This window comes from Candidatus Zixiibacteriota bacterium (genome assembly GCA_035574315.1).
In the GTDB taxonomy this organism is placed as follows: domain Bacteria; phylum Desulfobacterota; class Binatia; order UBA9968; family UBA9968; genus DATLYW01.
Genome location: DATLYW010000031.1, coordinates 18,832 through 44,517 on the forward strand (window position 1 = coordinate 18,832; position 25,686 = coordinate 44,517).

Below are 25,686 nucleotides of genomic sequence, written 5' to 3' on the forward strand. Positions count from 1 at the left end.
CGCGTGGGTGAATAAAGCAGCGACGAGGTTCCCCTTCCGGCACTGAGAAGGGGAAGCTTGATGACGGCGAACGCAGGGAGAAGCGGAGCCAGCTAGGCCCCTCGTCCCTTTGTCAGCCACGTCTCGATGGCGTGGCGGTGAAAACGCCAGGTCCCGCCGACCTTGCGCGACGGGATTTTCCCTTGCTTCGCCAAGCGATAGACGCTTTTCACATGGAGCCGCAGGTATTTCGCGGCTTCCTCGGCCGTGAGAAGCTGCAGCCGTTCTCTTGCCATGAGCGAGCCCTTTCTAGAGGCCATGGCCAAAATCCGGAGCGATGGCTCTAAGCTGTGGTCTCATGTGCGCCGGCCGCACCGAAGAGCAATCCAGGGGCCATCTGCGGGGGACGGTTCCGTTCTGCTCTTTTTTGCGCCGGATCGAGTGCTTTATTCGCACCGTTTCTCATTCTGTTGAATCGCCGCGGCGTTTTCCGGGGTGCGACAGACTAACGATCCGGTCCATTATTGAACCGGCGCCCCCTGAGCTCAGAACAAATTTGTCTCCCGGCCACGCCGAGGTTGACAGGAGATTTGGCCGTCAGATAGCCTGCGAAGAACGGCTCTTTCCTAGAAGCGGCACGGTTTGAACGGCTTGAACTGTTTGAACGGATATCGGAGGAGAGATCATCCCGCGGCCAAGCTCCATCATCTCGCCCTTCTGACACATCAGCCTGAGCCGCTCACGGACTTCTCCAAGCGGGTCTCCGACATGGAGGAGACGTCCCGGACCGGGAACGGGTCGATACACGCCGATATGAGCGGTAAGGACCCCGACGGTAACCTGTTCGACCTCTCCACGATCGGCTGGGGCAAGAAGAAGCGGACGTAGCGCTGCGGCCGGCCAGGGCCTCCCGAAGCTGCGGTGAAGCGAAGCCTCGAACAGGAAAAAATGGACCTCCCGGGAAATCCGAGGGACGTGCTGGAGGCGGACCTGCGCAACCTGCGCGCGATCAATCGCTATCTCGGCGGGCGCCGAAGCGTGCTGTTCGTGCTGAAGCGGCTATTGGCGAAGAGCGGGAGCCGGCGCTTCACGCTTCTCGACGTCGGCACCGGAAGCGGAGATATCCCCGTCGCGATCACCCGGTGGGCACGGCAAAGAGGCATCCGGGCCACGATTCTCGCCCTCGAGCCCGCTGCGGTTACAGCCGCTGTCGCGGCGACCGAGACCCGGGGTTTTCCGGAGATCTCCGTCGTCAGGGGCGACGGGTTTGCTCCCCCGATCGGCGAACGGTCGGTGGATTTCGTCCTCGTCTCGCAGCTCCTGCACCATTTCTCCGAGGAAAGCATAGCCGCTCTTCTTTCGGGCTGGAGCAGGCTGGCGTGCCGGGCGATCATCGTGAGCGATCTCGTCCGCCACCCCCTGGCTTACTGCGCGATCCTCTGCCTCACGCGCTGCTTTACGCGAAACCCGATGACGCTCAACGACGCGCCGCTCTCGGTCCGGCGGGCGTTTACGAGAGCCGAATGGCGCAATCTCTTTATCCGCAGCGGCTTTAAGGAGATCGAGATCTTTTCGCTGTTCCCGTTTCGCATTGCCGCGCTTCTTCCTCTCGATGCCGCGAGGTGAACCGCCCGAGGCGGCTCCCGCTCACTACCGGGGCTTCGAGTTTTTGTCGCGACACTCGTTTGCGCGAATGAGCATTTCCTGGGTCGCCGCGCGCCGGTAGCTCCGAAGCGCCCGGAAAGCCTCGACGCAATCGACGGAGCCCTCCTGCTCGCCGAAGCCGTCTTGGCGGGCGCGTGCGGGCAAAGGAACGGCCGCAAGCGCGGGTCCCGCCGAAGATCCGGGCTCCGGCGCGGCTGCGTGGCCTGCCCCGGCGTAAACGGGGCCGGAAGAAAGGCCCGTGAACCAGCTGAGGAGGTGATCGCCGACGTCTTTTCCCGTAAACCACTCGACGATCGAGTTGACGATCCCCATGACGAAACCGCCGATACGGCCCCACAGCGCGCCGCCGACTACCCGGGCCGCCGGCGCGATCCGATCGCCCGTCATCTTGCGGTAGATCGTGGCGACGACGGGGATGTGGTGCAGCGGGTTGAGGACGTCGAGAAAGTCGCCGAAGCCCGGCTCCGCCCCTTCCCAGAGCTTGAATGCGCTCTTCGAATCGACCGCTGCGCCGGCCAAAGGCGCAGCGCCCCGAGCAGTTCTTTCCGCCTCCACCTCAGCCGCGACCCGCGAGAAGGACAGAGCAGGCTCGACCCCTCCCGTGTCCGCTCGAGTTCGACCCCGCGGCGCTCCGATTCCACCGAACGCGCGGCTCGCGGAGCTCCTCGCAGCGGGCGGATATGCGGCAGCGAGCATCACGCGATTGTCCCGCTCCGGTTACCCGGCGGCCGCGCCCCGGCCGGCGCCGTCGCGGTACAGCCTGATCTCGACGCGCCGGTTTTCCCTCCTCGATGCGGCGCGGGGCCTCTGGTCGGCGTAGCCCAGCACGCGGATCCGGGAGGGATCGACCCCGTTTTCGATCAGGTGGCGCGCCACGCGGGCCGCCCGCGCCGCCGAAAGCTCCCAGTTCGAGGGAAAGTTGGGCGTGGCGATGGGGACATCGTCGGTGTGGCCGCTGACCTCGACCGAGAGGTCCGACCGGCTCAGGACGACCGCAGCGATCCTGGCAATGATCGCCTCCGTCGGCGGCTCCAGGCCTGCGCTGCCGGACTTGAACGGCACGGAATCTTTCAAAGTAAGCACGATCTCCGCGGCGTCCGACTCGATCGTGACATCGGCCGCCACGCCCGCCTCCGTAAAGAGGCCGCTCAGCTCGGCGCGAACTTCTTCCCAACCCGCCGGATCGGCCGAAGCCGCGACCGGCGGCTTTTCCGCGCTGACGGTCGCCGGGTCGGGTGTGCGCGCCTGTCTTGCACCCGCCACGTACCAGAGCACGCAAAATCCGAGAAGCAGCAGCGTCAGGTCGCTGAGCGTGATCATCCACCAGTTCGACTCGTCGTCAGACGAAAACAGGCCCGGCAGGCCGCGACCGGACGTGCTTTCTCGACCGGCAAGCTGGCTTTGAGAAACATAAAGCTGCATAACGCTCAGCGTCGTGCCGGGAGAGCGATGGGCAGCCAGGCTCGCTGCGGTCCGCTGCCGAGGCCCGACACTGCCCACACCGCCTTGCCCGTAGATGGTAGCCCTCCTTCGCCCCGCAGAATCCCGGTCGCCCAATCCAGTGTCAGGCGCATTCTCCCTTCCGTCTCGACCGCCACATGATGGAGCCGCGCCGCCAGCGGAGCGACAAGGACGTTCGCCAGCACCGCCCCGTAAAACGTAGTGAGAACCGCAAGCCCGAGCGCCGGCGGCAAGGAATCGGGGTCGGGCCCGGTGAGGTTTTTCAGCAGCGAGACCATGCCCGCCAGCGTTCCGATCAGGCCGAAGGAAGGAAGCAGCCTGCCGAGCGTCATCAGGACCTGTCGCGCGCTTTCGTACCGCCGGACCGCTTCCGCGAGCGCCTGCTGGAGGTTCGATCGAATCTGTTCCTCGCGATGGAGGTCGACGAGCATTCCCACGGTCTTTCGCAGGAACGCGTCGGCCAGATAGCGCTCCTGGTTTTCCAGGCCCCTGAGCCCCTCCAGCCGATAGAGGTGGGTCAGCCGGGCGAGCTCGCGCGCGTGCTCGTAAACGCTCGGCTGTCCCTTGTCCAGCAGCGAGGCAGCGGCCCATGCGAGATCGCCAAGCTGCCGCCGCGAATAGGAGAGAAAGGTAACACCGGCCGCGCCGCCCAACGTGATCGCCAGAGACGGAAAATCGATCAGCTCGGGCCACGCAGCCGCCACCATGGCGATTGCGCCCGAAACCGCTATGCCGACGATAATGGCCCGCAACACGGAAAGCCTCCTTCGGATCGCGCCCCGGTCGAGCCGGACAGGCGCAAGCAGTCGAAGGCCGGCTTCGCAGGAAGCATGCCAGGATCCGACAGGAAAACCATTCGGACGGATGGCTCTCGAGAGATTTTTTTCTCCGGCGAGCCTGCGGCGGGACGGAAAATTTTTCCCGCCCCGGCAAAGCCATGGCTCCGGAAGAAAATTGTTCCGGGTGTGGTCGGGCGCAGGGCCGTCGTTGCCGCTAGGCGGTCCTTCGATCGAAGGTGCGACGCGGTGTGCGGCCCGCGACGTAGGCGTTGAAAATGCGCCGGCGATCGGCGGCCGCTGCGAGATCCCTCCGGACGTTTGCGAGCTCCCGCTCGATTTTCGCCGCCACCTGGCGGTCGGTCTCAAGGACCTCCGCGCACAGGCGCGCTACGGCGGGGTCTTTCGCCGCGGCGGGAAGCGCTTCCTCGAGCGCGCGAAACATCTCGTCGCGGCGCGAGCGGTACTCTTCCCAGTCCGACGCGGAGGGCCCGGGCGACGCGAGCAGAGCGCGCGCGTGCGCCAGCGCGGCCCCGACGACCTCAACCACCGCCTGCCGCACGGGACGACTGCGCCTCTCTGCGGAGCTGGGCCACGGCTCCCTCCCAGCCTTCCTTCAGCGTCGCCAGCAGGGAGAGAACGTCCTCGATCGGCTTGATCTGGTTGCTCACGTGCGCGCGCATGAGCTGCTCGAGCATGAACCGGTAGAGCGCCTCGAGCGAGCGCGCCAGATCCCCGCCCGCCTCGAAGTCGAGACTGCCCAGCAGCTCGGAGATGATGGCGTGGGCCTTCGAGATCGCTGCGCCCTTCTCGGCGATGCGGCGGTTCTCCATGTGCTCCCGCGCGCGCTTCAGCCAATCGATCGCTCCCTGGTAGAACATCAGCAGGAGCGTGGCCTTGTCCGCGGTATAGAACTTGTTCTGCCTGTAGACGTCGATCTGTGCGTGACCAATCCGCATCGGGCTATTCCGAGGTGCCGAGCTGCGCGCCTAGGCTGGCGAGCTGTTGCACGAGATAGTTTCCCTGAGCGTTGATCTGGCTCACCAGCGTCTCCAGCACGGTGAACTTGCGGATCAGGTCCTGCTCGAACCGCTCCAGCTCGTCTTTCTTTTCAGCGATGCGATCGTCGATTTGCGCGATCGCCTCGCCGGCCCCGTCGATGCGCGCGGTGAGAATGCCGTCGCCGAGCCGCGTGGCGAGCTCCGCGAAGTCGAGGACGGACTGCGCCAGGCCGTCGGACGGGTCGAGGAAGATGTTCGCCACGCCGCTCAAGTCGGTTTTCAGAGCGTTCTCGAGCTTCGAGGCGTCCACCGAGAGCGTGCCGTCCTTCTCCGTGGCGACGCCGATATCCGCGAGGATCGAGGGCGTTCCGGCAACCGGCGTGGTGATCATCGACTGGAGGTTTCGCCGCAGGGTGCGAAGCGTGGAGTCCCCGATGAGCGGGCCGCCCTGCCTGGTGACGCTGTCGAACTTCGTCTGCTCGTGAACGAAGGTCATGATGTCGTTGTACGCGGCGATGAAATCGTTCACCTGCTGCTCGATCGCCTCGATGTCGTAGCTCACCGTGACCTGCACCTCGGTCCCGGGTGCCGCGCTTTTCAGATCCAGGGTCACCCCGGGGATCACGTCGGACACCACGTTGGCCGCTCGCGTCACGCTGATGCCGTCGACGGTCAGCGTCGCGTCCTGCGCCGGCTGCGTGACCGTGAAGCCCAGCGGCGTGCCGCCGCTCAAGCCGCTGGCATCTATCGTGACCGCATTGGCGAGCCCGGTCGACTTGCCGCTGACGACCAGTCGATAAGACGGCGTGGCATCGGCGTCGACGGTCACGATCGAGGCGGTCACGTCGGCGCCGGAGCCGTTGATCGCGTCGCGCAGCCCGGCGAGCGTGTTGTTATTCGAATCGATCGGGATGTCGGTGACGGTCGTTCCCACGGTGATCCTCAGCGTGCCGGTCCCGACGGTCGTCGTATCGGTGTCGTCGAAGGGTGCGGAGGCCAGCGTGGTCGCGCGTGCGAGCGTGTCCACGGTCACCGTGTGGTTGGCCGCCTCGGCGTTGGAGCCCGCGGTCGCGACGAGGATCGTCTCGTTCGAGCTCGCCGCTTGCTTGACGTAGAAATCCGCCTCGGTCGAAAGCCTGGTCGTGGCGGTTTCGAGGGCGGCGAATTTGCCGCTCAGCTGCTGATACAGATCGACCTTCGTCTGGATCGAGCTTTTCTGTCGCTCGAGCAGCGTGATCGAGCGGCGTTCCACCGCGACCAGCGCGTCGATGATGCCGTTGACGTCGAGACCGGTGGCGAGGCCGGTGAAGTTGATCGTTGCCATCTCCCTACGATTCCCTCGAAATGAAAAGGCCCCTGAATTCCCTGAGCATCTCGGTGATCTCGATCAGCTCCTCCGGCGGAACCTGCCGGATCAGCTCTCCGGATTCGGCGTCGATCACCTGAACCACCCGGATCCCCGTCTCCTCGTCCTGCGCGAATTTGAGCCGGACCCGGTGCGAATCGACGAGGACGTTGAGGGAGGTCGGCTCCGGCGGATGCGACCAGCGTTCTCGCTCCGCTTCGGCCGGCGGGTCCGTGGCATCCGCAACTGGCGGAGATCCCGCGCGCGCTCCAAGTCCTTCGCGCCTTTGCCCGGCGGCCCGGGCGACGAGGTGGGCGGGGTCGACTTTCATCACGCAACCGGCGCCACGAAAGGGCGAGGAGAGACCGCTAGGCGTCCCTCCTCACCCCAGGGTGGCCTCGTGGAGCTAGCTCCCCAGCAAGGAGAGCGCCAGCGACGGAACCTGGTTCGCCTGCGCCGCGATCGCCGCGCCGGCTTGCGCCAGGATCTGATACCGGGCGAGCTCCGCCGTCTCCGCGGCGACGTCGACGTCGCGGATGCGGGAGTTGGCCGCCGAGAGGTTCTCCACCGAGATCGCCAGGCTTCGCGAGGTCGCTTCCAGCCGGTTCTGCACCGCGCCGAGAGCCGCCCGGCTGCTGTTCACCGCGTCGATCGCGCTGTCCAGCGTCGTGATCGCGTCGGTGGCACCCGAAGCCGTGGTCAGCGAGAGAGCGGTGAGGTCCAGGCTGCTGCTGCCCAACGCACTTGCCTTGAGCGGGTTGATGCTGATCGAGATCGTGTCGTTGCTCGTGGTGCCGATGCCAACCTGCAGAGAGAAGGAGAGCGCCGCTCCCGAGCTGTCGCCGTTGAGCACCTGCACGCCGTTGAATTTCACGACGGCGGCGATTCGGGTGATTTCCGCGGTCAGCTGGTCGTATTCGGTGTCGATGGCGCCGCGGTCGTTCGCCGAGATCGTGCCGTTGGCGGACTGCACCGCGAGCTCGCGCAAGCGGATCAGGATGTTGCTCACCTCGTCGTAGCCGCCTTCCGCGACCTGCACCAGACTCACGCCGTCCAGGGTGTTGCGCGAAGCTTGGTTGGTCGAGCGGATCTGCGCTTTCAGGCGCTCCGAAATGGCCAGCCCGGCGGCGTCGTCTCCCGCGCGATTGATGCGAAACCCGGAGGACAGCCGCTCGAGCGATTTGGCGAGGCCGAACTGGGTGTTGCTCAGGTGCCTCTGCGCGTTCAAGGACGCGACGTTCGTGTTGATGACAATAGCCATGAATCTTCTTCCTCCATGATTTTGTTTTGGGGCTTCCCTGCCCCAAGGGAGACGGATCCGCGTAACTCGGCGCTGCTTCCCCCCTTTCCGTACGACTCGCCGCCTCGTACTATTCCATCGACGCCGGGCGGGCAAACTTTAGCACCGGGGGCCCGGACAGGACCGCCAGGGGAAGTGGGGAAAGCCCGCGACGGCCGTCAACCCCGGCAAGACCGTTCTTCGCCGCGCGCGACCTCCCGATAGAGCGAGGAGAGCCCTTCCGGATCCAGCCCCTCCTCGGCCCAGTACGATTCCTGGTCGGGCCACAGATGACCTGTCCACCGGCCGAAGAAAAGCAGCCGGTCGTCAGGGTCGTCGTCGTGCGAGCGGCCGAGGCAAACGAAAAGACTCTGGGGAGTGTAAGCGACCGTCCACCCTTTACCGCCCGCCCGAAAGCAGAAATCCAGCTCGGACCAGAACGTCCGGTAGCGCTCGTCGAATCCTCCGGCGGCCTCGAACGCTTCGCGGCGCACCAGCAGGCAGCCCGCCACCGCCCGCATCCGGCGCCTGCGGTGCGCGCCCGTGAAGTTCGCGGGCAGATACTGGTAGAGATGAACGGGGGTCAGGTTGGCGTCGAGCGCGATTCCCGCGTGCGCGAGAAGGCTGTCGGCGAAAAGAGCCAGACCGCCGGCGATGCCGGTATTCGGGTCACGCTCCAGCTCCTGAAGCAGGCCCTCCAGCCAGCCTTTCTGCGGCACCCAGCCGGGACGCAAGAAGCACAAATACCGGCCGCGCGCTTTTTCGGCCGCGCGGTTGCAAAGGGCGCCCGGTGTGTCCTGCTCCGAGCGGACGACCGAAACGTCGCCGCCCACGGAGTCCAGCCATTCGGGCTGCCGCTCCGAGCCCGCAGGCGCCGCGATCATACACTCATAAGACGGTCCGGTATGCTCGGCCACGCCGAGCAGCGTCTCCAACCCCCCCGAGGCGCCCGAGAGCGGCACGATGACCGAGCACTGGAAGTCGGCCGCGTTCCTGGTCACGGCTGCGGCGCGCCGGGGCGACTCGCGCGCCGCGAGGATGATTTTCACGGCCGCCACGCAGCGCTCCACGCTCTTGCCGTCCAGGCGATCGAGGTTGCGCCGGAGGTAGTCATCGACTTTCCGCCTCCGGTCGTCCGGGACGCCGCTTGCGACGGCCCGCTCGAGCGCCACGGGCAGCTCGGCGAGGCTTGAAACCGGGTCCGCGACGCCTTCGCGGGCGAAGGAGTAGTCCAGTCCGGGCAGCTCGACCTCGATCAGCGGCTTGCCGAACGCGAGCGCCTCCAGACCGCTCGTGGAGTTGCCGAAAACCACACAGAGGTCGCTCGCCGCCAGAAGCCGGTAGGTGTCGAAGTCCTGGAGCACGCGAACATTGTCGAGCGACGCCAGAGCGCGCGAGACCTGCTCGACGGTGAGCTTGTTGGTCACCGGGTGCCATTTGAAGAGGAGGGCCCAGTCGGGGTGTGCGCGCGCCCAATCGAGCAGAGTCTGCGGAAAGATGAAGCCTTTGTCGTAGCCCAGGCCCGCCATCAGCAACGTTACGATCTTGTCCTCGCGGCGGATCCGAAGCTCGTGCCGGGTTCTCTCGATCGCCTCGCGGCTGCGCTCGCGCTCGAGGACGGCGTGCAGATGCGTGTTGCCGACGACGAAGATCTTTTCCGCGCTCCCTCCCGAGCGGACCAGAACCTCGCGCGTGGCCTCGCCCCAAACCAGGCAAGCGCTGCTGTATTCGGTGTGGAACCGGTAGACCGCCGCCGGCGCGTAGTAGAGCCCTTCCTGCATGGTCACGAATGGGACGCCGAACTCGTGCGAAAGATAACCGAGCATCTTTCCCCAGCTGTTGAGCTCGTGCAGCGCGAGCACAAGATCCGGCTTTTCCGCCTCGAACATCCTCCGGAACAGGTAGAAGTTCTCGGTGTGCGCTCTGAGCGTTTTGTCCTGAACCGGCAGCGTGAAGTGATGCAGCACCTCGGCCGCGAGGAACTTCTCTCTCCAGGCAGCGCGCACCCGTCGGTAAGCCTCGTCGATGACGGCGGCGACCGCCGGATCGAGATAGGCCTGCGTGTGAACGTAGGGAAGACCCTCTTCTTGGAGCGTCAGCTCGAAGGGCATCTCGGCCGGCGCGGTGAGATATTTCACCTCCATCCCCTGCCGCTCCAGCTCGCGCGTGACGGGCAGGAGAAAGCGGCTGTGGTGCTTGAGCGCGAGAAAGCAAAAGGCCTTTTTGCCGCTAAGCTCCATGGCTCACCCCGTTTTCCCGCGACGCCGCGCCGGCGCCGAGGGTCTCGGTCAAAACCTCGCCCAGGCTCCGGCGCGTCAGAACTTTCTTTTCCACCCACGACCGCACCGCGCGCATCGCCAGGGACGGAATCGGCTCGACCAGCAGATGGTCGTTGACCCAGACGCGCTCGCCCCATCCCTGGCAGACCGCCGTGAACTTGCCGTAGCTCGCCGCCAGCTCCGTGAAGACCGAGTGGGCCGGTGCCAGGACGACGTCGGAGAGCAAAAGCGGCCAGAGCCATCCGCCCTGATCGTCGACGATCACGCGCGGCAACGATCCGACCTCGTCCCGGTACACCCGGGACGCGATTTCTCTTTCTCTGAGCCCCTGCCGCGCGATGTTGGGGTCGGCGCGCAGGATCACCGTGAAGGGGAACGGCAGAGACCTGAGCGCCGCCAGCAGGCGCCGGATCTCGTGGACGAATGCCACGTGATGGGGAATCAGAATCACCACGTTGCCGCGCGGCGCGTCAAACTTGCGGCGGATCGCCTCTTCCTGGCCGAAAAAGTCGTCCCAGTAGGGATCGGCGCGGCAGGTCAGCAGATAGCTTTCTTCCGGCGGCAGCACGAATGTGCGCTCCGGAGGCGCCAGCTCTTCCCGCAGGACGAAACTCTTCGCGAAATCGCTCTTGAGCGCGTAGCTGTCGGCGAGCGAGGCAGCGAGCGTCTGCTTGTTTCCGAGCAGAGAGACCTCGAGGCCGACGACCGGCCAGCGCTTCCTGCGGGCCTGCAACAGCAGCGCGCTGTAGAGCCGGGATGCGCGCATCGAGTTGTTGTCGACGCCCATGAGCGGGCAGACCAGAAGGTCGGCCCGCTCGGGCGGCGCCGGGTGGCTCACCACCTCCAGACAGCCGAGGTAATCGTCCATGGCCATCACCTTCCAGACGGGCAGGTTGCTTTCCGGGAAGACCACGTCGCGCGTGAGCCTGATCATCAGGTCGGTCATCGCCAGCGAGTGCTCGGGGATGAGCGGCAGCGGCTCTCCCGGCAGGCAGTGAGACTCGATCCCGTCGGCGGCGAATGCGCCGCAGATTTCCGGGTCATGGCTGATCACGCCGACCGCGAACCGTCCGCCGGCTGCGACCCGCCGGACCACCCGGTGGAACTTGCCCCGCGTGTACTTCCAATCCGCGTCGCCGATCGCGAACAGCACCTTGGGGCGGGCATCCTCTTTCATCGCTCCTCCAGATCCGGCTAAGGCTTGCGGAAGACCGGCTCGACCATCGCGCCTTCGAGCCGCTCGCGTACGTTCCCGCGCTCGACCGCGTCGGCCAGGATCTCCATCGCCGCGCGGTACACCCGCAGTGTGGCGTCGATGTCCGCGGGCGTATGGCTGAAACAGATATTTTGCACCCCGGAAAAGAGAACGCCGCGCTTCAAGCATTCCTGCATGAAGAGGCTCTTCATCGCCAGCGACTCGCTGCCGTCCGCGTCGCGAAACACCACGACCGTGTGCGGCGGCAAGCCGAGACAGTCCGTCGACGATTCCATGCCGTACTCCCGAGCCAGCACCCGATAGCCGTCCCTGAGCCTGCGGCCCTGCTCCCAGAGGTGGGCGATCACGTTTTTTTGCCGCAGCTCGCCGATCGTCGCCTTGGCCGCCGCCAGCGATGCGGCTTCGCCGCCGAAGGTGAAGGAGAAAAACACCTCGTCGAACAGCCGCATCACGTCGCCCCGCCCGACGATCGCGGAAAGGGGAAAGCCGTTGGCCATCGCCTTGCCGAAGCAGGCGAGATCGGGAATGACGCCGTAGCGCTGCTGGGCCCCGCCGAGCGCGACGCGGAAGCCTGTGACCACCTCGTCGAAGATCAAGAGCGCGCCGTGGCGCCGCGCCAGCGCCTGAACGTCGTGCAGGAAACCGCTCGCGGGCTCCTGCACGCCGACGGGCTCCATGATCACGGCGGCGATCTCGCCGGGGTACTCGGAGAAGCAGCGGGCGAGGCTCTCCGGGTTGTTGTATTCGAAGGTCAGGGTCAGCTCCTGCACCGCTTTCGGCACTCCGCGGCGACGCGTCGTGGTGCCGATGTACCAATCCTGCCAGCCGTGATAGCCGCAGCAGGCGACGCGATCGCGCCCGGTATAGGCGCGCGCCACCCGGACCGCCGCGGCCGTGACGTCGGAGCCGTTCTTGCCGAAGCGCACCATCTCGGCGCAGGGCACGAGCTCCGTGAGGATCTCGGCGACCTCCAGCTCGAGCGGATGCGGCAGCGAAAAGGCCGTGCCGCCGCGGAGCTGGCGGATGACCGCCTCGGTCACGACGGGATAGTCGTGGCCGAGAACGACCGGCCCGAGCCCCATCGGGTAATCGATGTACTCGTTACCGTCCACGTCCCAGACGCGGCTGCCTCGCCCCCGCGCGAGAAACACCGGCGCGACCCCTTGCACGAACTGCGACGGCCCCTTGCTGAAGGTCTGCGAGCACGACGGGATCAACGCTTCCGCTCTGCGCTTGAGCCGAAGCGACTTCTCGATCGCTCGCGCCTTCGCTGGCATCGCCGGCTCGCGCGCGAGCGATCGGTAATAGCCGACGTTGCGGACCCCGCCGTTCACCCGGGCGAGCGAGGGATCGGCGTCCATCGCCGCCAGGACGTCGCGCCAGCCGAAATCGGCGCCCGGACCGAGCCGAGCGTAGATCGCCCGCACGAACTCCAGATCGCCGGCCTCGTCGACCGTCCAGCGCTGCCGGGCGAGCTCTCGGCCGTGCTCGCATTCCACGTTGCGCAGGCGGAAACGTCCCGAGCAGCGCAGGTACGGCGTGACGTGCTCGCGCTCGGCGGGAAAGCGCGCTTCCCGCCACGCGGCCTCCAGGGCCGCGAAAGAAAAGACCTCGGTGTCCAGCCCGTCAGGGTAGGTCGGAAGGATCGTGTTCGAAGCATAGTCGCAATCGCCGGCGAGATAGGCGGCGATCACGCGGTCCATCACCTCCGGATCGATCAGGGGACAGTCGGCGGTGACGCGCACGATCGCGTCGGCGCCGCGTGCCCGCGCCGCGCGATAGAAGCGGTCCAGCACATCCGCTTCGCTGCCGCGAAAGAGATCGAGCCCCCGCCGCTCGCAGAAATCCGCGATGGCGTCGTCGGACGGCGCGCTCGAGGTCGCCACCACGATTCCGTCGACGTGTCGAGCGCGCCCGACCCGCGCCACCACTCGAGCGAGCATCGGCTCGCCTTCGATATCGGCGAGCGTCTTGCCGGGCAGCCGGCGCGATCCCATGCGGGCCTGCACGATCGCTAGAACGCCCCTGGGCTGCACGTTCCGCTCCTTTCCCGCACGCCTCGCCGCGCGGCGATCTTGGCTGCGAGCGCGATCTCGAGCACTCGCGCGGCTTCAAACGCGTCCAGAGCCGGTTTTTCCTTGCGCTCGAGGCAGCGAAGGAAATGCTCCATCTCGTCGAGGTACATGCGATTGGGCTCCCAGCCGGGCGGATTGGAGAACAGCCGCCAGCGGCCGCTGCGTGCCGAATACCAGCGCACCTCTCCGGCGGTATAATCCCAGCGGATCGTGCCCTCGTCGCCGATGATCTGGCACGTCCGGCTGTAAGCCCTCTGAATGTAGTCGAGGTGAATTTCACCCAGCGCTCCTCCGGCGAAACGGAGCAGCAGCGCCGCCACATCCTCGGTGTCGATCTCGAGGCGGCTGAGCTTCGCAGCCATGGCGGTCACCGCCGTCACCTCGCCCAGAAGCCAGCGCGCGTAGTCGATCTCGTGGATCGCATCCAGGATCACGCCACCGCCGAGCGCCCGCCGCGCGCTGTAGCCTCGGCGGTAATCCTCGCCGGGATGCCAGTCCGGCAGGTACTGTCCGGCCTCGATCCGGGCCGCCGCCACCCGCCCGACGGCCTCCTTCGCGAGCAGCCGCTTCACCTGGCTCAATCCCGGGTGGAAGCGGAGATTGCAGCCCACCAGGGTGACGATGTCCCTCCGGCGCACCTCCGCCAGCAACCGGTCGACGTTCCGCGCCGTGTGTGAAAGCGGCTTCTCGATGAACAAATGGATTCCCCGGCGCGCGGCCTCGAGGGCAAGCTCGACGTGAAACGCCGTCGGGACCGCGACCACGCACGCCGCGGGTCGCTCCTCCCAAGCCTCCTCCAGCTTCTTGACGGCCTTGACGCCGAAGGCGGCCGCCGCCTCCCCCCGGCGTGCGGGCGCGACATCGAACACGACGATCTCGCGCGCCCCGAGAGCCCGAAGGTTGCGGATGTGGCGCTTGCCGATCGAGCCGCAGCCGAGGACCAGAAACCGTTGCGGAATGGTTCTACCGTTCGCTCGCATGGGCTTCGCCGAGATCCGGACGGGCGTAGTGGCCCTGCTCGGCCTTGTGGAGCAGCCAGGCGCCGATCCGCTGGTCTTCGGCCACGCCGGCTTGGAGGCGCCTGGCGCCGTGGCCCCTCGTGAGCAGGCACACCGGATGGTACAGGCCGGAGGCGAGAAAGGAGGCAGCGTAATCCTGCTTGAAGGTGTAGACCTCGCTTGCCGGAAGGTGATGATACGGTATCTGAAAACGGTTGGACGGCTGAAAGTCTCCCAGGATCAGGCTTCCCCCGTCGGCCACGAGCCGGTCGACCTCCGCAATTGCCCGCAAAAGGTTCGCGCGCGAAATCCAGTGAAAGACGAAATTGACGATCACGAGATCGAAGGCGCCCCGGAGCGGCACCGCATGGGCGATGCCGCGGACGAACTCGATGTCGGGAAAGCGCGCCCTGCCTTCGGCTGCCGCCCGCGCCGACGGCTCCACCGCCACCCCCCGCGCGCCCGTGCGCGCGCGGATCTCGGCGAGCCGGAACCCGTCGGCGGCGCCGATCTCCAGAACGGAGCGCGGCCCGAGACCGTAGAGTTCCAGCAACCGCAGCGGCAGATCGGCTCCGGGGTCGAAATTCCGCAGGGCGGCGCGGTTGCGCGCAAACCAGCGGTCGCCTTCTCCGAGCGCAAACAAGCTATCCTGCTGCACGAGCCCTCCTCCGCGCCGGTTCGCCGGCCGCGTTCCGCTCCCCGCCCACCAGCTTCCAGCTAAGCGGTGTCCCGCGCCGGATGTCGCGCGTTGCGCTGCGGCCGAGAATCTCCGGCAGATGGCGCGGGTGCAGACCGTGGCCGGGTCGAATGGAGCGGACGTTCTCGGTGGTGAAACGCTCCCCCGCCGCGACGTCGCGCACGACGAAGAGCGAGCGGCGAAAGAGCCTGCTCTGGGTTTCCCCGGCGCTCAAGCCGTAATGGACCCAGCCGAGCGCCTTTTCGGCGACCCGGATCGCCTCGACCATCGCCTTGAATTCTTCCGGCTCGAGCGAAAAGGAGCTGTCCGGGCCGCCCGCCGCGCGCGACAGCGTGAAGTGCTTCTCCACCACGCAAGCACCCAGGGCTACCGCCGCCGCCGGAACGGCGATGCCCAGGGTGTGGTCCGAAAGGCCGACGGGCGCGCCGAACGCCTCGGCGAGGTGTGGAATCGTCCTTAGGTTCATCTCCTCGGGCGGCGCCGGATAGGCGCTCGTGCACTTGAGCAGCACGAGCTGCGCGCCGCCGGCGCCGCGCACGGCTCGCACCATCTCGTCGATCTCGGCGAGCGTCGCCATTCCGGTAGAGACGAAGAGCGGCTTTCCGGTCGCGGCGGCCTTGCAAAGCAACGCGGGATCGCAGTTCTCGAACGACGCGATCTTGTGCGCTGGCACGCCCATCGCTTCGAGAAAATCGACCGCGCTCGCGTCGAAAGGCGTCGAGAAGAGGTCCAGCCCGAGCCCGTCCGCGATCTTCTTGAGGCGGGGCTGCCAGTCCCACGGCATGTAGGCCTCGCCGTAGAGATCGTAAAGCGTGCGGCCGTCCCACGGCGTGCCACGGATGCGGAAAAGTTCGCCGTCGCAGTCGATGGTGAGTGTATCCGGCGTGAAGGTCTGCAGCTTCACGGCGTCCGCGCCGCAGGCTTTGGCGGCGCGCACCAGCTCCGCGGCCTGCTCGAAGCTCTGGCCGTGGTTGGCGGAAATTTCGGCGACAATGTAGACCGGCTCGCCGGGGCCGATGCGTCGGCGGCCGACTTCAACAGCTTCTGGCATGATCCTGCTCCATCGAACGGGCGCCGGCCGATCGCCGAAACACCACGCACAGGCGCCCCGCGACGGTTTTCTGTCCGGCCTGGAGAAAACCGGCCTTGAGAAGCGCCCGTCGCGACGCTTCGTTGTCCGCCAGCGCTACCGCTTCGATCCAGCGGGCCCCCAGCTCGCGCGCCGCCTGCTCGCAGGTCGACTCGAGCAGCCTCGTGCCGAAGCTTCGGCCGCGAAATCCGGGCGCCACGGAAAAGCTCAGCCGCGCCGCGCCGGCGCCCGTCCGCTCGTAGCGGACCTGGCCGACCGGCAGCTCGCCGGCCTGCAGGATCCAGATCCGGCAGTCGGGCGAGGCGAGCCGTGCCGAGTACCAGGCCTGGTGCTCGTTCCACGGGACCGGCTTGGTGCTGAGAGAGTTGCGCCGGGTCACGGGATCGTTCACCCACTGCCAAAGCAGGAGCGCGTCGGAGGCCGTTGCGCGCCGCAGCAAAAGCTCTCCCCTCGGTGCCCGCTCCCGCTCCTCCATTGCCGCGACCACGCGCGACGTCCCGAGGCCGTCGACCAGAACCCTTCCCCGCACGGCCATCCGGCGGCGGCGCCGCGGGTCGTGCAGGAGGTCGTCGAGGCACGCCGCGATGTCGCCGGCGGAAAGCTCCTCTGCCGGCCCGAGAAAATCCGCGGCCCCGAACTCGGCGAGCGCCGCGGCCGCCGCGGCCTGATTGGGTGCGAGCTCCAGCAACAGCGCGGGGGTTTGCAAAAAGGCGAGCTCCCAGACGGTCGAGCCCCCCGCGGCGACCGCGACGTCCGCCCAGGCCATCATCGGCGCCAGGTCGGCAACATCGGCGCGCACGCGCGCGCCGGGGATCGAGGCAGCGGCCTGGCGCAACGCTTCCAGGTTGGGATTGAGAGGTCCGGTGACGATCTCGGCCTCGAGCCCGCGGACGGAGAGAATCCCGAGGGCGGAGATCACCTTGGCCGAGACGTTGTCGGCGTCTGCCCCTCCCAGGGTGACCAGGACCTTCCTTGCGGCCCCGGCGGTAGTCCGGACAAATCGGCGCCACGCCGCAAACTCCGGCCGCAGCAACGCGTAGCGCGTCCCGAGCAAGCGCCAGCAGTCCGCGGCGGCGCAGTACTCGAGCCGCGGCGCGTGCAATCCGTAATTGAGCACGATGTCGGCGTGGTAGCGGGCCAGATGAGCGTTGTCGTCGATCGCTAGAAGACGGCACCCCGTGCTTCTGAGCTCTCTCTGGTACTCGGAGGAGAAATGGTAGCCGTCCAGCACTACCCACGGCCGGCACCCGCCGCCGACCCGCTCCACGAGCGCGCGCGTTGCGTCGAGATCGCCCCGGGCGGGACTGGGATGGTCGATCACCGTTACGCGCGCCCCGGCCCGCTCCATGCGCCGGAGCAGCGGCGGCGCCGGGCGGACGCTCACGAAGTGGACCGTTCCGCCGCGCTCGCGCCAGGCGTGCGCGAGCGCCAGGATGCGCATGACATGGCCGCTCCCTTGCCCGGGATCGGCGTCAGCGCGCAGCACCAAAATCGGCAACTCGCTGGCCGGTTTTTCCATAGGACGTGGCCACCTTCCACACGGCCTCCACGACGTCGGCGACGTCCTGGTCGCTCATCGCCGGGAAGATCGGCAGGGAAAGGATCGTCTCGTACGCTGCTTCCGCGCGCGGGCAGAGCCCGGGTCCGGTCCCGAAGCGGCGGCGGTAAAAAGGATGCAGGTAAACCGGGAGATAATGGACGTTCACGCCGATGCCTTCCGCGCGCAACGCGGCGAAGATCCGCTCCCGATCGGCGCCGAGCCATTCCGGCTCCAGCCGGATCACGTAGAGATGATAAGCGTGCTCCGCGCCCGGCCGGACCGCGAGCGGCCGCACCCCCGGCAGGGCGGCGAACGCGAAGTCGTAGCGCCGCGCGATGGCCCGCCGCCGCTCCACCCAATCGGCGAGACGGCCGAGCTGGCTGATGCCGAGCGCGCACTGCAGGTCGCTCAGGCGGTAGTTATAGCCGATCTCGACCATTTCGTAGCGGAAGGTACGCTGGCGGTCCCGCTGGAAATGGTCTCCCGCGATGCCGTGATTCCGAAAGCGCCGCATGCGCACCGCGGCTTCGGCGCTTGCGGTCGTGATCATGCCGCCTTCGCCGGTGGTCATCGCCTTGACCGGGTGCAAGCTGAAGCAGTTGAGGTCGGCAAGCGTCCCGACTGCGGCCCCGTCGCAGGCGCCGCCGAGCGAATGACAGGCGTCGGCCACGAGTGCTATGCCGCAGCGCTCCGCGAGCGCACGCAACCGCCGGTAGTCGCACGGCTGCCCGGCGTAGTCGACGGCAACGATGGCCCGCGTGCGCGACGTCATCCTGGCCGCGGCGTCCTCGGGATCGATCAGGAGCGTATCCGCCTCGACGTCGGCGAAGACCGGGGTTGCGCCCTGGTAGACCACGCAGTTGGCGCTCGCTGCGAACGTGAGCGCCGGCACGATCACCTCGTCGCCCGGCCCGACGCCGATGGCGTGCATCGCGGCGTGCAGGGCCGCCGTGCCGCTCGAAACCGCCACCGCCTCGGCGGCCCCGGTGAACGCGGCGAAGGCGCGCTCGAACTCGGCGACGCGCGGGCCGGTGGTCAGCCAGTCCGAGCCGAGCGCCTCGACGAGCGCGCGGGTGTCGCTTTCATCGACGCTCTGGCGGCTGTAGGGCAGCAGGCGTCGGCGCACCGGAGATCCGCCCTCGATAGCGAGCTCACGAGTCATGGCCGCCCACCAGCTGTCGCAGCTCCTCCACGGTCAGCCAGCGCGAGTTGGTGTCGCTGCTGTAGCGGAATCCTTCGGGGCAAGGCCGGCCGCCGTTCCGCCGGCCGTTGCCGTTGACCGATTGCGCGTAGATCACGAAGCAATCCTCGTACTCCACGGTATTGCGGGCGTCGTCCTCCGGTACCATCGTCTCGTGCAGCTTCTCCCCGGGGCGGATGCCGACGACCTCCAGACGGCACTCCGGCGCGAGCGCGCGCGCCAGATCGACGATCTTCATGCTGGGAATCTTCGGAACGAAGATCTCCCCTCCCCGCATCCGCTCAAGGCACGACAAAACGAACTGCACCGCCTGCTCCAGCGTGATCCAGAAACGGGTCATCTTGGGGTCGGTCACGGGCAGGACTCCCGTGCGCCGCCGCTCGCGAAAGAGCGGAATCACGCTTCCTCGACTGCCGAGAACGTTGCCGTAGCGCACCACGCTGAAACGCGTGCCGTGGCGGCCGGAGTAGCCGTTGGCCGCGACGAAGAGCTTGTCGGAGCAGAGCTTGGTCGCACCGTAGAGGTTGATCGGGTTGGCCGCCTTGTCGGTGGAGAGCGCGATCACCTTTTCCACGTTGCGGTCGATCGCCGCATCGATGATGTTCGCCCCGCCCAGGACGTTCGTCTTGATCACCTCGAGGGGGTTGTATTCCGCGGTCGGAACCTGCTTGAGGGCCGCGGCGTGAATGACGATGTCGACGCCGTCCATGGCGCGATAGAGCCGTTCCCGGTCGCGCACGTCGCCGATGAAGTAGCGCATGCACGGGTGACGCTCCTCGCTGAACTGCTGGCGCATGTCGAACTGCTTGAGCTCGTCGCGGCTGAAGACGATCAGCTTCTTCGGCGCGCCCTCGCGCAGCACGGTGGCGACGAACTGCTTGCCGAAGGAGCCCGTCCCGCCCGTCACCAGCACGACCTTGTCCTTGAGCACCGGCAACTTCCCTGTCATATCCTTCCTCGACCCCCGCGCCGCGGCTCGCCGCCCGTTCGACCCGCGCCGCTCGCGCGTCGGCCTGTTGGCGGCCCGTCCAACGTTTGACGTCTCCCGGCGCCGAATTCGCTCTCGCAAGAGCCGATCGGCGAAACGTGCAAAGTCCGAGCCACGAGCGGTGTCGCCCGCCGAGGCCGAGGTCCATGCGGCTTTGCGGTCGCGCCGCTCAGGTGCGGCCTTTTCGCGACGGGTCGGTTTTTCCCGGCGGCAAAATCGTCCGCGCGTCAGCGCACGCCGGCAATCAGGGGATGGCGGAGCGGATAGTCCTCCGCCACGAGCTGAAGGCCGCGCGCCGTCGCTGGATGCACCACGAGGGGTCCCTGGAGATTCACCGTGATCTCTTCGAGCCGGTCGCGCACGGTGACGATCAACAGCGCGACCAGGTCGCGCGCCGACCGGGCCCCGAGGGCGGCCAGCGCGTCGCGACCGACGGCGGGACGGTAGTCGAGGCCGACCGACTCGGGTGCGATCAATGGAAACGAGAGATCGTGATCGAGCGCGTTCAGCATGAAAAACGGCGAGTCGGCGCCGTCGCCGTCGCGAAAGCGAGCCAGCCGGTAGCGGCGACAGTCCGGGAACCCGAGCAGGCCTAGGGGAAAGAGCAGCTCCTTTCCGGCCAGCCCGGCCGCCGCCGCCGCGGTCGACTGGACCGGCTCTGCGCTCCCGTCATCGGGCACGCTCGCCCCCACTGTCTCGGTATCGTCTGAGAGCATCGTCGAGCCTCCTGCCAGGATCGGCCGCGTCCGCCGCGGCGCGAACCTCTTCCTTGATGGCCTTGTAAATTTCCTCCCGGAGCACCGGCACCGCCCGCGGCGCGCTGATTCCCAGACGCACCTGATTTCCGCTCGCCTCCAGCACGGTGACCACGATATCCTCGCCTATGGCGACGCTCTCGCCCGGCCGGCGGCTCAAGATCAACATCGCGCCGCCTCAGCGGAGAAACTCGAGCAGGCTCGGCTGCAGCGTCCGCGCCGCGGATTGGAGCGCCGCCTGGAACGCGGCCTGATAACGGGCGAAATCCGAGTAGGCCGCCACCGCGTCCGCGTCCTCGATCTCGGAGCGGCGCTCGCGCCACTGCAGCTTCATCAGGGCGGCCGCGTCCTTCGCCGCCTGCGCGCTGTTGAGGCGCGCGCCGATCTCCGCTCGAAACCGCAGGATCTGCTCGATCGCCGCGTCCAGGCGGCCGAGCTGCGCGCGGATTCCGTCGGCGCCGTCGGTGTCGTTGTTCTGGAGGGCGCTCTCCAGGTCGAGGTAGACGTCGAAAATATCGACGCCCGAAGCCGACCCCGCGCCCTGGAAGATCCGGTCGCCCGGAACGTTGAGCGCGAGCGACCGATCGGCGCTCACCGGGACCATGATCTCGCCGGCGTCGCCCGCGTAGGAGACCGCGACGCCGGATGACACGAACGGCGGAGCGCCGTTGGCGAAGCCGGCAAAAATGAAACGGCCTTCGATCTTGGTGTTGGCGAGGCTCAACAGCTGATTCAAGATCTCCCGGACCTCCATCGCTGCAGCCAGGCGCTGCTCGGACGAGTTGGTGACGTTGGCCATGGCCAGGGCGAGCTCCTTGGCGCGCACCAGGCGGTCGCCCACTGCCTCGAGGATGCTGTCGGCCTGCTCGAGCAGCGGCATCGCCGTGTCGAGGTTCTTCTCGTACTGCTCGAGCGAGCGCTCGACGGCACGCACGGAGAGCGCCCGGGCCGCGCCGAGCGGATCGTCGGACAAGCGGTTGATCCGCCGGCCGCTGGCGGCCGCCTCTTGGGCGGCGGCGAGCCGCCGGTACGCGCTCTGCAGGCTGTCGATGACCTGCGCCGAAAGCATTTGGTGCGTCACACGCATCGCCGCCTCACAGCTTGATCAGGACTTCGTACATTTCGTCCGCCGTGCGCAGCAGCACGGAAGCCGCTTCGAAAGCACGCTGGAACTGAATCAGCTTGGTCATCTCCTCGTCGATGTTCACGCCGGACACCGACTCACGCCGCTCCTGCGCCCGGGCCAGCAGCGTCTGCTGGAATTCGAGCCGCGCCTGGGCCGCCTCGGCCCGCGCCCCGACATCGCCGACGAGCGAGAAGAAATGATCTTCCAGGGTGAGCCCGCCCAGAGCGGGCAGCGTCGAATCCCGCAGCCCGAGCATCGCCAGGGCGTTACGGTTGTCGCCCGGCACGGCCGCGGGATCCTCAGCGGCGGCGATGAGCCGGGGGTCGGCGGCGACCCCGACGCTGACGCGCACGCTGGCGGCGGCACCCGGGAGCGTGCCGAGAGGCTCGAAGAAGTCTCCCCCCGAGGCCCCGGTCAGGTCGTAGCCGAGCGCGTGCTGCGTGTTGATCTGCTCCACCAGCGCCTGCGCGAAGCTATCGAGCCGGTCGATGACGTCCTGCACTCCCACGTCGCGCGCGTCGATCAGCGAGCCGATCGTGCCGCCGCTCAAAATGGCGGTTGCGTCGAAGCTCGTCCCCTCGGGGCTCCGATAGCTGACCGCGCGGAAGCCGTTCGAGGTGGCGGCGCTGGTGTCGAGCGAGGCGTAGCGCGCCCCGCCGACGAGCAGCAGCCCGCTCGCCTCCACCGTGATCTGGCCGTCGGCTTCTTCCCGCGCAGTCGCGCCGGTGAGCCCGATCAGCTCCTGGAGCAGGGTCTGGCGCTGGTCGCGAAGGTCGTTGGCGGTCTGCCCGCCGGCTTCGCTCGCCGTGACGCGCGCATTCAGCTCGGCGATCTGCGCGGCGAGAATATTGATCCGAGCCGCCGCTGCCGTGACCTCCTGATCGAGATCGAGCTGGCTCGAAATCAGGACCTCCCGCGTTTGTGCCAGGCTCTCGCCGAGAGCGCGCGCCTTCGCGACGACGGCCACGCGTTCGGCGGTGCCGGCAGGATGGTTGGCGAGATCCGACCACGCCGCGAAAAACTCGCCGAGCGCGCCGGCTACGCCGCCGGAAAGCGGGAAAGCTTCCTGGATGGCGGCGAGCGCCCGGTTTTGCGGCTCGCTGTAGCCGACGTTGCCGTGCAGCCCGAGCAGCTCCGCTTCAGCAAAACGGTCGACGATGCGCGTTATCGCGGCGACGTTGACTCCCTGGCCGACCAGCATCCCGCCCTCGAAGGCGGGAGTCTCGGAGACGAACTGGACCCGCTGTCGGGAAAAGCCCGGGGTGGCGCTGTTCGCTATATTGTGTCCCGTGGTTTGCAGCGCGACCTGCTGAGCCTTCAAGGCCTCCGCGGCCAGGGACAGTGTCGCCGTGATGCTCATGGCCGGCTACGCCTTGCTCCGAATGAGGGCCGGCGCGCCTGCGGCGCGCTCGGCGGAGCCGGTTTCGCGATAGAGGGCGAACGGCGGCTCGTGCACCGGACGCAGAGCCTCCTCGAGATGGCTGCACAGGATTTCCATGACGTCTCGCAGGTAATGCTCGTCGGATTTGAGGCGCGAAAAAACCGCCCGACAACGGTTACCGAGCTCGCGCAGGCGCAAGGTTTCCGGCGCGCCTGGCCGAAGCGTTGCGATCAGCGTGGCAAGCGTTGGGGACCCTGCAGATTGGAGAGTGGCCATCCGGGCGGCACGACTCTGCTCGAGGGCGCTCAGCTTGTTCAGCCAGGGCTCCCGTTCCGCGATCCGCTCCAGAAGCGCCGCAACGTCCCACTCGGCGAGCGCCCGCTGTTGCGCCTGTAGATTCCGGCGGAGCTCCTCGCCGACGGCGATTTCCTCTTCCAGGACGTCGGCCAGCTCCTCCAGTAACCGGTTCATCAGACTCCCCCGGGTTCCCCGAGCAGCCGCGCCACTTCGCTGCGCAAGATGCTTTCGGCGACCGCCCTGCTGTCCGCAGCGTAGCTTCCCTGCTCGATCCTCGCCCTGATCTCCTGGACCCGCGCCGCGCGTATCTCATCGCCGCGGCGAGCCAGCTCCGCCACCTGCTGCAACTGCCGCGCGGTCGGCGATATGCTCACCCTGGCCGGCTCCTGCCCGGAGACGACCGCCGTCCCGCCGGCGCGCGACGGAATGCGGGCGGGCTTTTCGTTCTTGAGCGCGCGAAGACCGGCGTCCGGCAATCCCTTATCGGAAACTTTCATGGACTTCTCCTTGTATAGGCAGCATCGGCGACCCGGGCTTTTTCTTTAGCCGAGCAGACCGCAGGCGGCCGTTTCCGTCCCTCTCCAAGTCTTTCGCGTCATATCAGGGAGTCGAGCCTGCTCCCCTTCACTCCCCCGTCCAGCAGATCCCGCGGATCGACCGGGGCTCCGTTCCTGCGCACCTCGAAGTGGAGGTGCGGGCCGGTTGCCCGGCCGCTGCTTCCGACCAGGGCGATGGCTTCTCCCGCCCTTACCCTGTCCCCCGCGACCACGAGGTTCTCGGCGTTGTGGCCGTAGCGGGTGACAAGACCCCCGCCGTGATCGACTTCCACCACGTTGCCGTAGCCCGCCAAACGGCCGCTGAAGGTCACCTTGCCGCCCGCAGCCGCCCGGACCGGCGTCCCGGCCGGAGCGGCGATATCGACGCCGTGATGGAGTCGCGTCTTGCCGTCGAGCGGATCGGCGCGCCAGCCGAACGGCGACGAGACTGTGCCGCTCAGCGGCGCCTGCGGCGGCTCGGTGCGAACCGCCCGGGCCGGTCCCAAGGCCCGTTCCACGGCACGCGAGAGCCCGGTGGCGTCCCGCCGCGCGGCCACGCGCGCGATCTCGGCGTCCATCATGGCCGTGTAGAAGTCGCGGGGCAGCGATTCGCTTTCGACGAATCCCTGCTGCTCCGAAGCCGCGCGCATGGCTTTCAACACCTCGTGATAGAGAAGAGCCACGAACTCCCGGACCGCCTTCTGCCGCGCCGCCGCGTTTGCCTCGCGAGCGCTCGGCGTCAGAGCGTTTTCGAATGCCAGTCGTCCCGGCTTGCCGGTTGCCGCGCCGTTCATGCGATCCCTCACATCACCACCAGCTCGGCCGGCAAGGCCCCCGCCTCGCGCAGCGCCTCGAAAACCGCGATCAAGTCGCGGGGAGTGACGCCGAGCGAGTTCAAGGCCTGCACCAGCTCGCTGAGCGAGACTCCGGGGCCGCCGGGTAGCTCCACCAGCTGGCGGCTTTCTTCCCTGACGGTGACGGTAGTGTCCGGAACCACCGCGGTCCGGCCGCGGCCGAAGGGGTTCGGCTGCGACACGCGCTGCTCGGTCTTGACCGTGATGTGCAGTCCCGCGTGGGCCACCGCCACCGGCGCGATGCGCACGTTACGGCTGATGATCACCGTTCCCGTCCGTTCGTTCACCACGATCCGGGCCGGGTAGTCGGCCACCACCTCGATCTCCTCCAGCGCCGCGAGGAACTCGATCGGGTTGTCGCGCCGGGCCTCGGGAATCCAGACCGCCACCACTCCGGGAGAGAGCGCCCGTGCGCTCGCCCGCAGGGCCGAGCGGTTGAGCGCCTCCGCGATGCGCATTGCGGTGGTGAAATCCGGTTTTTCGAGATGAATGTTGACCCTTCCATCCGCGCCGACGATCCGGGAGGCGATCGGCCGCTCGAGCAGCGCGCCGGCGGTGATGCGCCCGCTGGTCTGATGGTTCTTGGTGATCTTGGCGCCGACGCCTTGCGCGGTATAGCCGCCGCCGAGGCTCACCGGCCCCTGCGCCACGGCATACACCTTGCCGTCCGGCCCCTTGAGCGGGGTGAGCAGCAGCACGCCGCCGGAAAGGCTGGCAGCGTCACCGACCGAGGAGATCAACGCGTCCAGCCGAGTTCCGGGCTGAGTGAAAGGCGGCACCTCGGCGGTCACCATCACGGCGGCGACGTTTTTCACCCGCACATCGTCCGGATTGACGCGGATGTTGTACTCCTGCAAAAGGTTCGCGAGCGTCTGGACGGTGAACTCGGTGTTTTGCCGGTCGCCCGTACCGTTGAGCCCGACCACCAGGCCGTAACCGAACAGCTGGTTCGCGCGGAAGCCCTCCACGCGCGCGAGATCCTTCAGGCGCGCGGCGCCAGCCGGAAAGCACAGCAAATGAACAATCAAGAACGAAACACACGACAGAACGGCGGCGGGCGCGGCACGCAACCCTCGCGGTTCGCTCGATCGTAAATCCGCAATTTGACTCTTCATGCCTATCCCCGGCTCCCCGCTCACTGATTACG

General features: G+C 67.4%; 28 protein-coding genes. 2 read left to right on the top strand and 26 right to left on the bottom strand.

What is annotated here, in order from left to right:
* Positions 1 to 92: 92 nt before the first annotated feature.
* Complete coding sequence (locus VNN77_10300; GenBank protein ID HXG51783.1) at positions 93 to 299, bottom strand: helix-turn-helix domain-containing protein; 207 nt, start codon at positions 297 to 299, stop codon at positions 93 to 95.
* A gap of 322 nt (positions 300 to 621) precedes the next feature.
* Between VNN77_10300 and VNN77_10305 the strand changes: the two genes are divergently transcribed.
* Positions 622 to 867, top strand: coding sequence for a hypothetical protein (locus VNN77_10305; protein ID HXG51784.1), 246 nt, complete (start codon positions 622 to 624; stop codon positions 865 to 867).
* Positions 868 to 900: 33 nt separating this feature from the next.
* Complete coding sequence (locus VNN77_10310; GenBank protein HXG51785.1) at positions 901 to 1,605, top strand: methyltransferase domain-containing protein; 705 nt, start codon at positions 901 to 903, stop codon at positions 1,603 to 1,605.
* A 24-nt stretch (positions 1,606 to 1,629) separates the two neighbouring features.
* Here the strand turns inward: VNN77_10310 and VNN77_10315 are convergent, their stop codons facing one another.
* From VNN77_10315 to VNN77_10435, 25 genes are all read right to left on the bottom strand, one after another.
* Complete coding sequence (locus VNN77_10315; protein HXG51786.1) at positions 1,630 to 2,163, bottom strand: hypothetical protein; 534 nt, start codon at positions 2,161 to 2,163, stop codon at positions 1,630 to 1,632.
* Positions 2,164 to 2,361: 198 nt separating this feature from the next.
* Complete coding sequence (locus VNN77_10320) at positions 2,362 to 2,964, bottom strand: OmpA family protein (protein HXG51787.1); 603 nt, start codon at positions 2,962 to 2,964, stop codon at positions 2,362 to 2,364.
* Positions 2,965 to 3,071: 107 nt separating this feature from the next.
* The gene (locus VNN77_10325; protein ID HXG51788.1) at positions 3,072 to 3,860 is read right to left on the bottom strand and encodes a MotA/TolQ/ExbB proton channel family protein; all 789 of its coding nucleotides are present in this window, start codon (positions 3,858 to 3,860) and stop codon (positions 3,072 to 3,074) included.
* Positions 3,861 to 4,098: 238 nt separating this feature from the next.
* On the bottom strand, positions 4,099 to 4,431 hold the full coding sequence (locus tag VNN77_10330) for a hypothetical protein (GenBank protein HXG51789.1): 333 nt from the start codon (positions 4,429 to 4,431) through the stop codon (positions 4,099 to 4,101).
* The gene (gene fliS, locus VNN77_10335) at positions 4,424 to 4,840 is read right to left on the bottom strand and encodes a flagellar export chaperone FliS (protein ID HXG51790.1); all 417 of its coding nucleotides are present in this window, start codon (positions 4,838 to 4,840) and stop codon (positions 4,424 to 4,426) included. The genes VNN77_10330 and fliS overlap by 8 nt, the downstream gene beginning before the upstream one ends.
* 4 nt (positions 4,841 to 4,844) lie before the next feature.
* Positions 4,845 to 6,206, bottom strand: coding sequence for a flagellar filament capping protein FliD (fliD, locus tag VNN77_10340; GenBank protein ID HXG51791.1), 1,362 nt, complete (start codon positions 6,204 to 6,206; stop codon positions 4,845 to 4,847).
* Between the two features lie 4 nt (positions 6,207 to 6,210).
* Positions 6,211 to 6,558, bottom strand: a complete 348-nt coding sequence (locus VNN77_10345) for a flagellar protein FlaG (GenBank protein ID HXG51792.1) — start codon at positions 6,556 to 6,558, stop codon at positions 6,211 to 6,213.
* Between the two features lie 75 nt (positions 6,559 to 6,633).
* Positions 6,634 to 7,488: a flagellin gene (locus VNN77_10350; protein ID HXG51793.1), complete on the bottom strand. Its 855-nt coding sequence runs from the start codon at positions 7,486 to 7,488 to the stop codon at positions 6,634 to 6,636.
* A 197-nt stretch (positions 7,489 to 7,685) separates the two neighbouring features.
* Positions 7,686 to 9,746, bottom strand: a complete 2,061-nt coding sequence (locus tag VNN77_10355) for a UDP-N-acetylglucosamine 2-epimerase (GenBank protein ID HXG51794.1) — start codon at positions 9,744 to 9,746, stop codon at positions 7,686 to 7,688.
* Complete coding sequence (locus VNN77_10360; GenBank protein HXG51795.1) at positions 9,736 to 10,962, bottom strand: hypothetical protein; 1,227 nt, start codon at positions 10,960 to 10,962, stop codon at positions 9,736 to 9,738. Before VNN77_10360 ends, VNN77_10355 begins: the two co-directional genes overlap by 11 nt.
* 17 nt (positions 10,963 to 10,979) lie before the next feature.
* Complete coding sequence (locus tag VNN77_10365) at positions 10,980 to 13,037, bottom strand: aminotransferase class III-fold pyridoxal phosphate-dependent enzyme (protein HXG51796.1); 2,058 nt, start codon at positions 13,035 to 13,037, stop codon at positions 10,980 to 10,982.
* Positions 13,016 to 14,056 (bottom strand): Gfo/Idh/MocA family oxidoreductase, encoded by a 1,041-nt coding sequence (locus tag VNN77_10370; protein ID HXG51797.1) that lies wholly within the window; start codon positions 14,054 to 14,056, stop codon positions 13,016 to 13,018. Before VNN77_10370 ends, VNN77_10365 begins: the two co-directional genes overlap by 22 nt.
* Positions 14,040 to 14,732 carry a class I SAM-dependent methyltransferase gene (locus VNN77_10375; protein ID HXG51798.1) on the bottom strand — a complete coding sequence of 231 codons (693 nt, stop codon included), beginning with the start codon at positions 14,730 to 14,732 and terminating at the stop codon, positions 14,040 to 14,042. The genes VNN77_10370 and VNN77_10375 overlap by 17 nt, the downstream gene beginning before the upstream one ends.
* On the bottom strand, positions 14,719 to 15,822 hold the full coding sequence (gene pseI / locus VNN77_10380) for a pseudaminic acid synthase (GenBank protein HXG51799.1): 1,104 nt from the start codon (positions 15,820 to 15,822) through the stop codon (positions 14,719 to 14,721). The genes VNN77_10375 and pseI overlap by 14 nt, the downstream gene beginning before the upstream one ends.
* Positions 15,806 to 17,380, bottom strand: a complete 1,575-nt coding sequence (gene pseG / locus VNN77_10385) for a UDP-2,4-diacetamido-2,4,6-trideoxy-beta-L-altropyranose hydrolase (protein ID HXG51800.1) — start codon at positions 17,378 to 17,380, stop codon at positions 15,806 to 15,808. Before pseG ends, pseI begins: the two co-directional genes overlap by 17 nt.
* Entirely contained in the window at positions 17,334 to 18,563 is a 1,230-nt protein-coding gene (pseC, locus tag VNN77_10390; protein HXG51801.1) for a UDP-4-amino-4,6-dideoxy-N-acetyl-beta-L-altrosamine transaminase, read from the bottom strand. The genes pseG and pseC overlap by 47 nt, the downstream gene beginning before the upstream one ends.
* The gene (pseB, locus tag VNN77_10395) at positions 18,553 to 19,551 is read right to left on the bottom strand and encodes a UDP-N-acetylglucosamine 4,6-dehydratase (inverting) (protein HXG51802.1); all 999 of its coding nucleotides are present in this window, start codon (positions 19,549 to 19,551) and stop codon (positions 18,553 to 18,555) included. The genes pseC and pseB overlap by 11 nt, the downstream gene beginning before the upstream one ends.
* Positions 19,552 to 19,817: 266 nt before the next feature.
* Positions 19,818 to 20,306 carry a flagellar assembly protein FliW gene (locus tag VNN77_10400; protein HXG51803.1) on the bottom strand — a complete coding sequence of 163 codons (489 nt, stop codon included), beginning with the start codon at positions 20,304 to 20,306 and terminating at the stop codon, positions 19,818 to 19,820.
* On the bottom strand, positions 20,260 to 20,514 hold the full coding sequence (gene csrA, locus VNN77_10405; GenBank protein HXG51804.1) for a carbon storage regulator CsrA: 255 nt from the start codon (positions 20,512 to 20,514) through the stop codon (positions 20,260 to 20,262). The genes VNN77_10400 and csrA overlap by 47 nt, the downstream gene beginning before the upstream one ends.
* Positions 20,515 to 20,523: 9 nt before the next feature.
* Positions 20,524 to 21,432 carry a flagellar hook-associated protein FlgL gene (flgL, locus tag VNN77_10410; protein ID HXG51805.1) on the bottom strand — a complete coding sequence of 303 codons (909 nt, stop codon included), beginning with the start codon at positions 21,430 to 21,432 and terminating at the stop codon, positions 20,524 to 20,526.
* A 7-nt stretch (positions 21,433 to 21,439) separates the two neighbouring features.
* Entirely contained in the window at positions 21,440 to 22,831 is a 1,392-nt protein-coding gene (gene flgK / locus VNN77_10415) for a flagellar hook-associated protein FlgK (protein HXG51806.1), read from the bottom strand.
* 6 nt (positions 22,832 to 22,837) lie between these two features.
* Entirely contained in the window at positions 22,838 to 23,323 is a 486-nt protein-coding gene (gene flgN, locus VNN77_10420; GenBank protein ID HXG51807.1) for a flagellar export chaperone FlgN, read from the bottom strand.
* Positions 23,323 to 23,646: a flagellar biosynthesis anti-sigma factor FlgM gene (gene flgM, locus VNN77_10425; GenBank protein ID HXG51808.1), complete on the bottom strand. Its 324-nt coding sequence runs from the start codon at positions 23,644 to 23,646 to the stop codon at positions 23,323 to 23,325. The genes flgN and flgM overlap by 1 nt, the downstream gene beginning before the upstream one ends.
* 98 nt (positions 23,647 to 23,744) lie before the next feature.
* Positions 23,745 to 24,479: a peptidoglycan DD-metalloendopeptidase family protein gene (locus tag VNN77_10430; GenBank protein ID HXG51809.1), complete on the bottom strand. Its 735-nt coding sequence runs from the start codon at positions 24,477 to 24,479 to the stop codon at positions 23,745 to 23,747.
* 8 nt (positions 24,480 to 24,487) lie between these two features.
* Positions 24,488 to 25,654: a flagellar basal body P-ring protein FlgI gene (locus tag VNN77_10435; GenBank protein ID HXG51810.1), complete on the bottom strand. Its 1,167-nt coding sequence runs from the start codon at positions 25,652 to 25,654 to the stop codon at positions 24,488 to 24,490.
* Positions 25,655 to 25,686 lie beyond the last annotated feature (32 nt).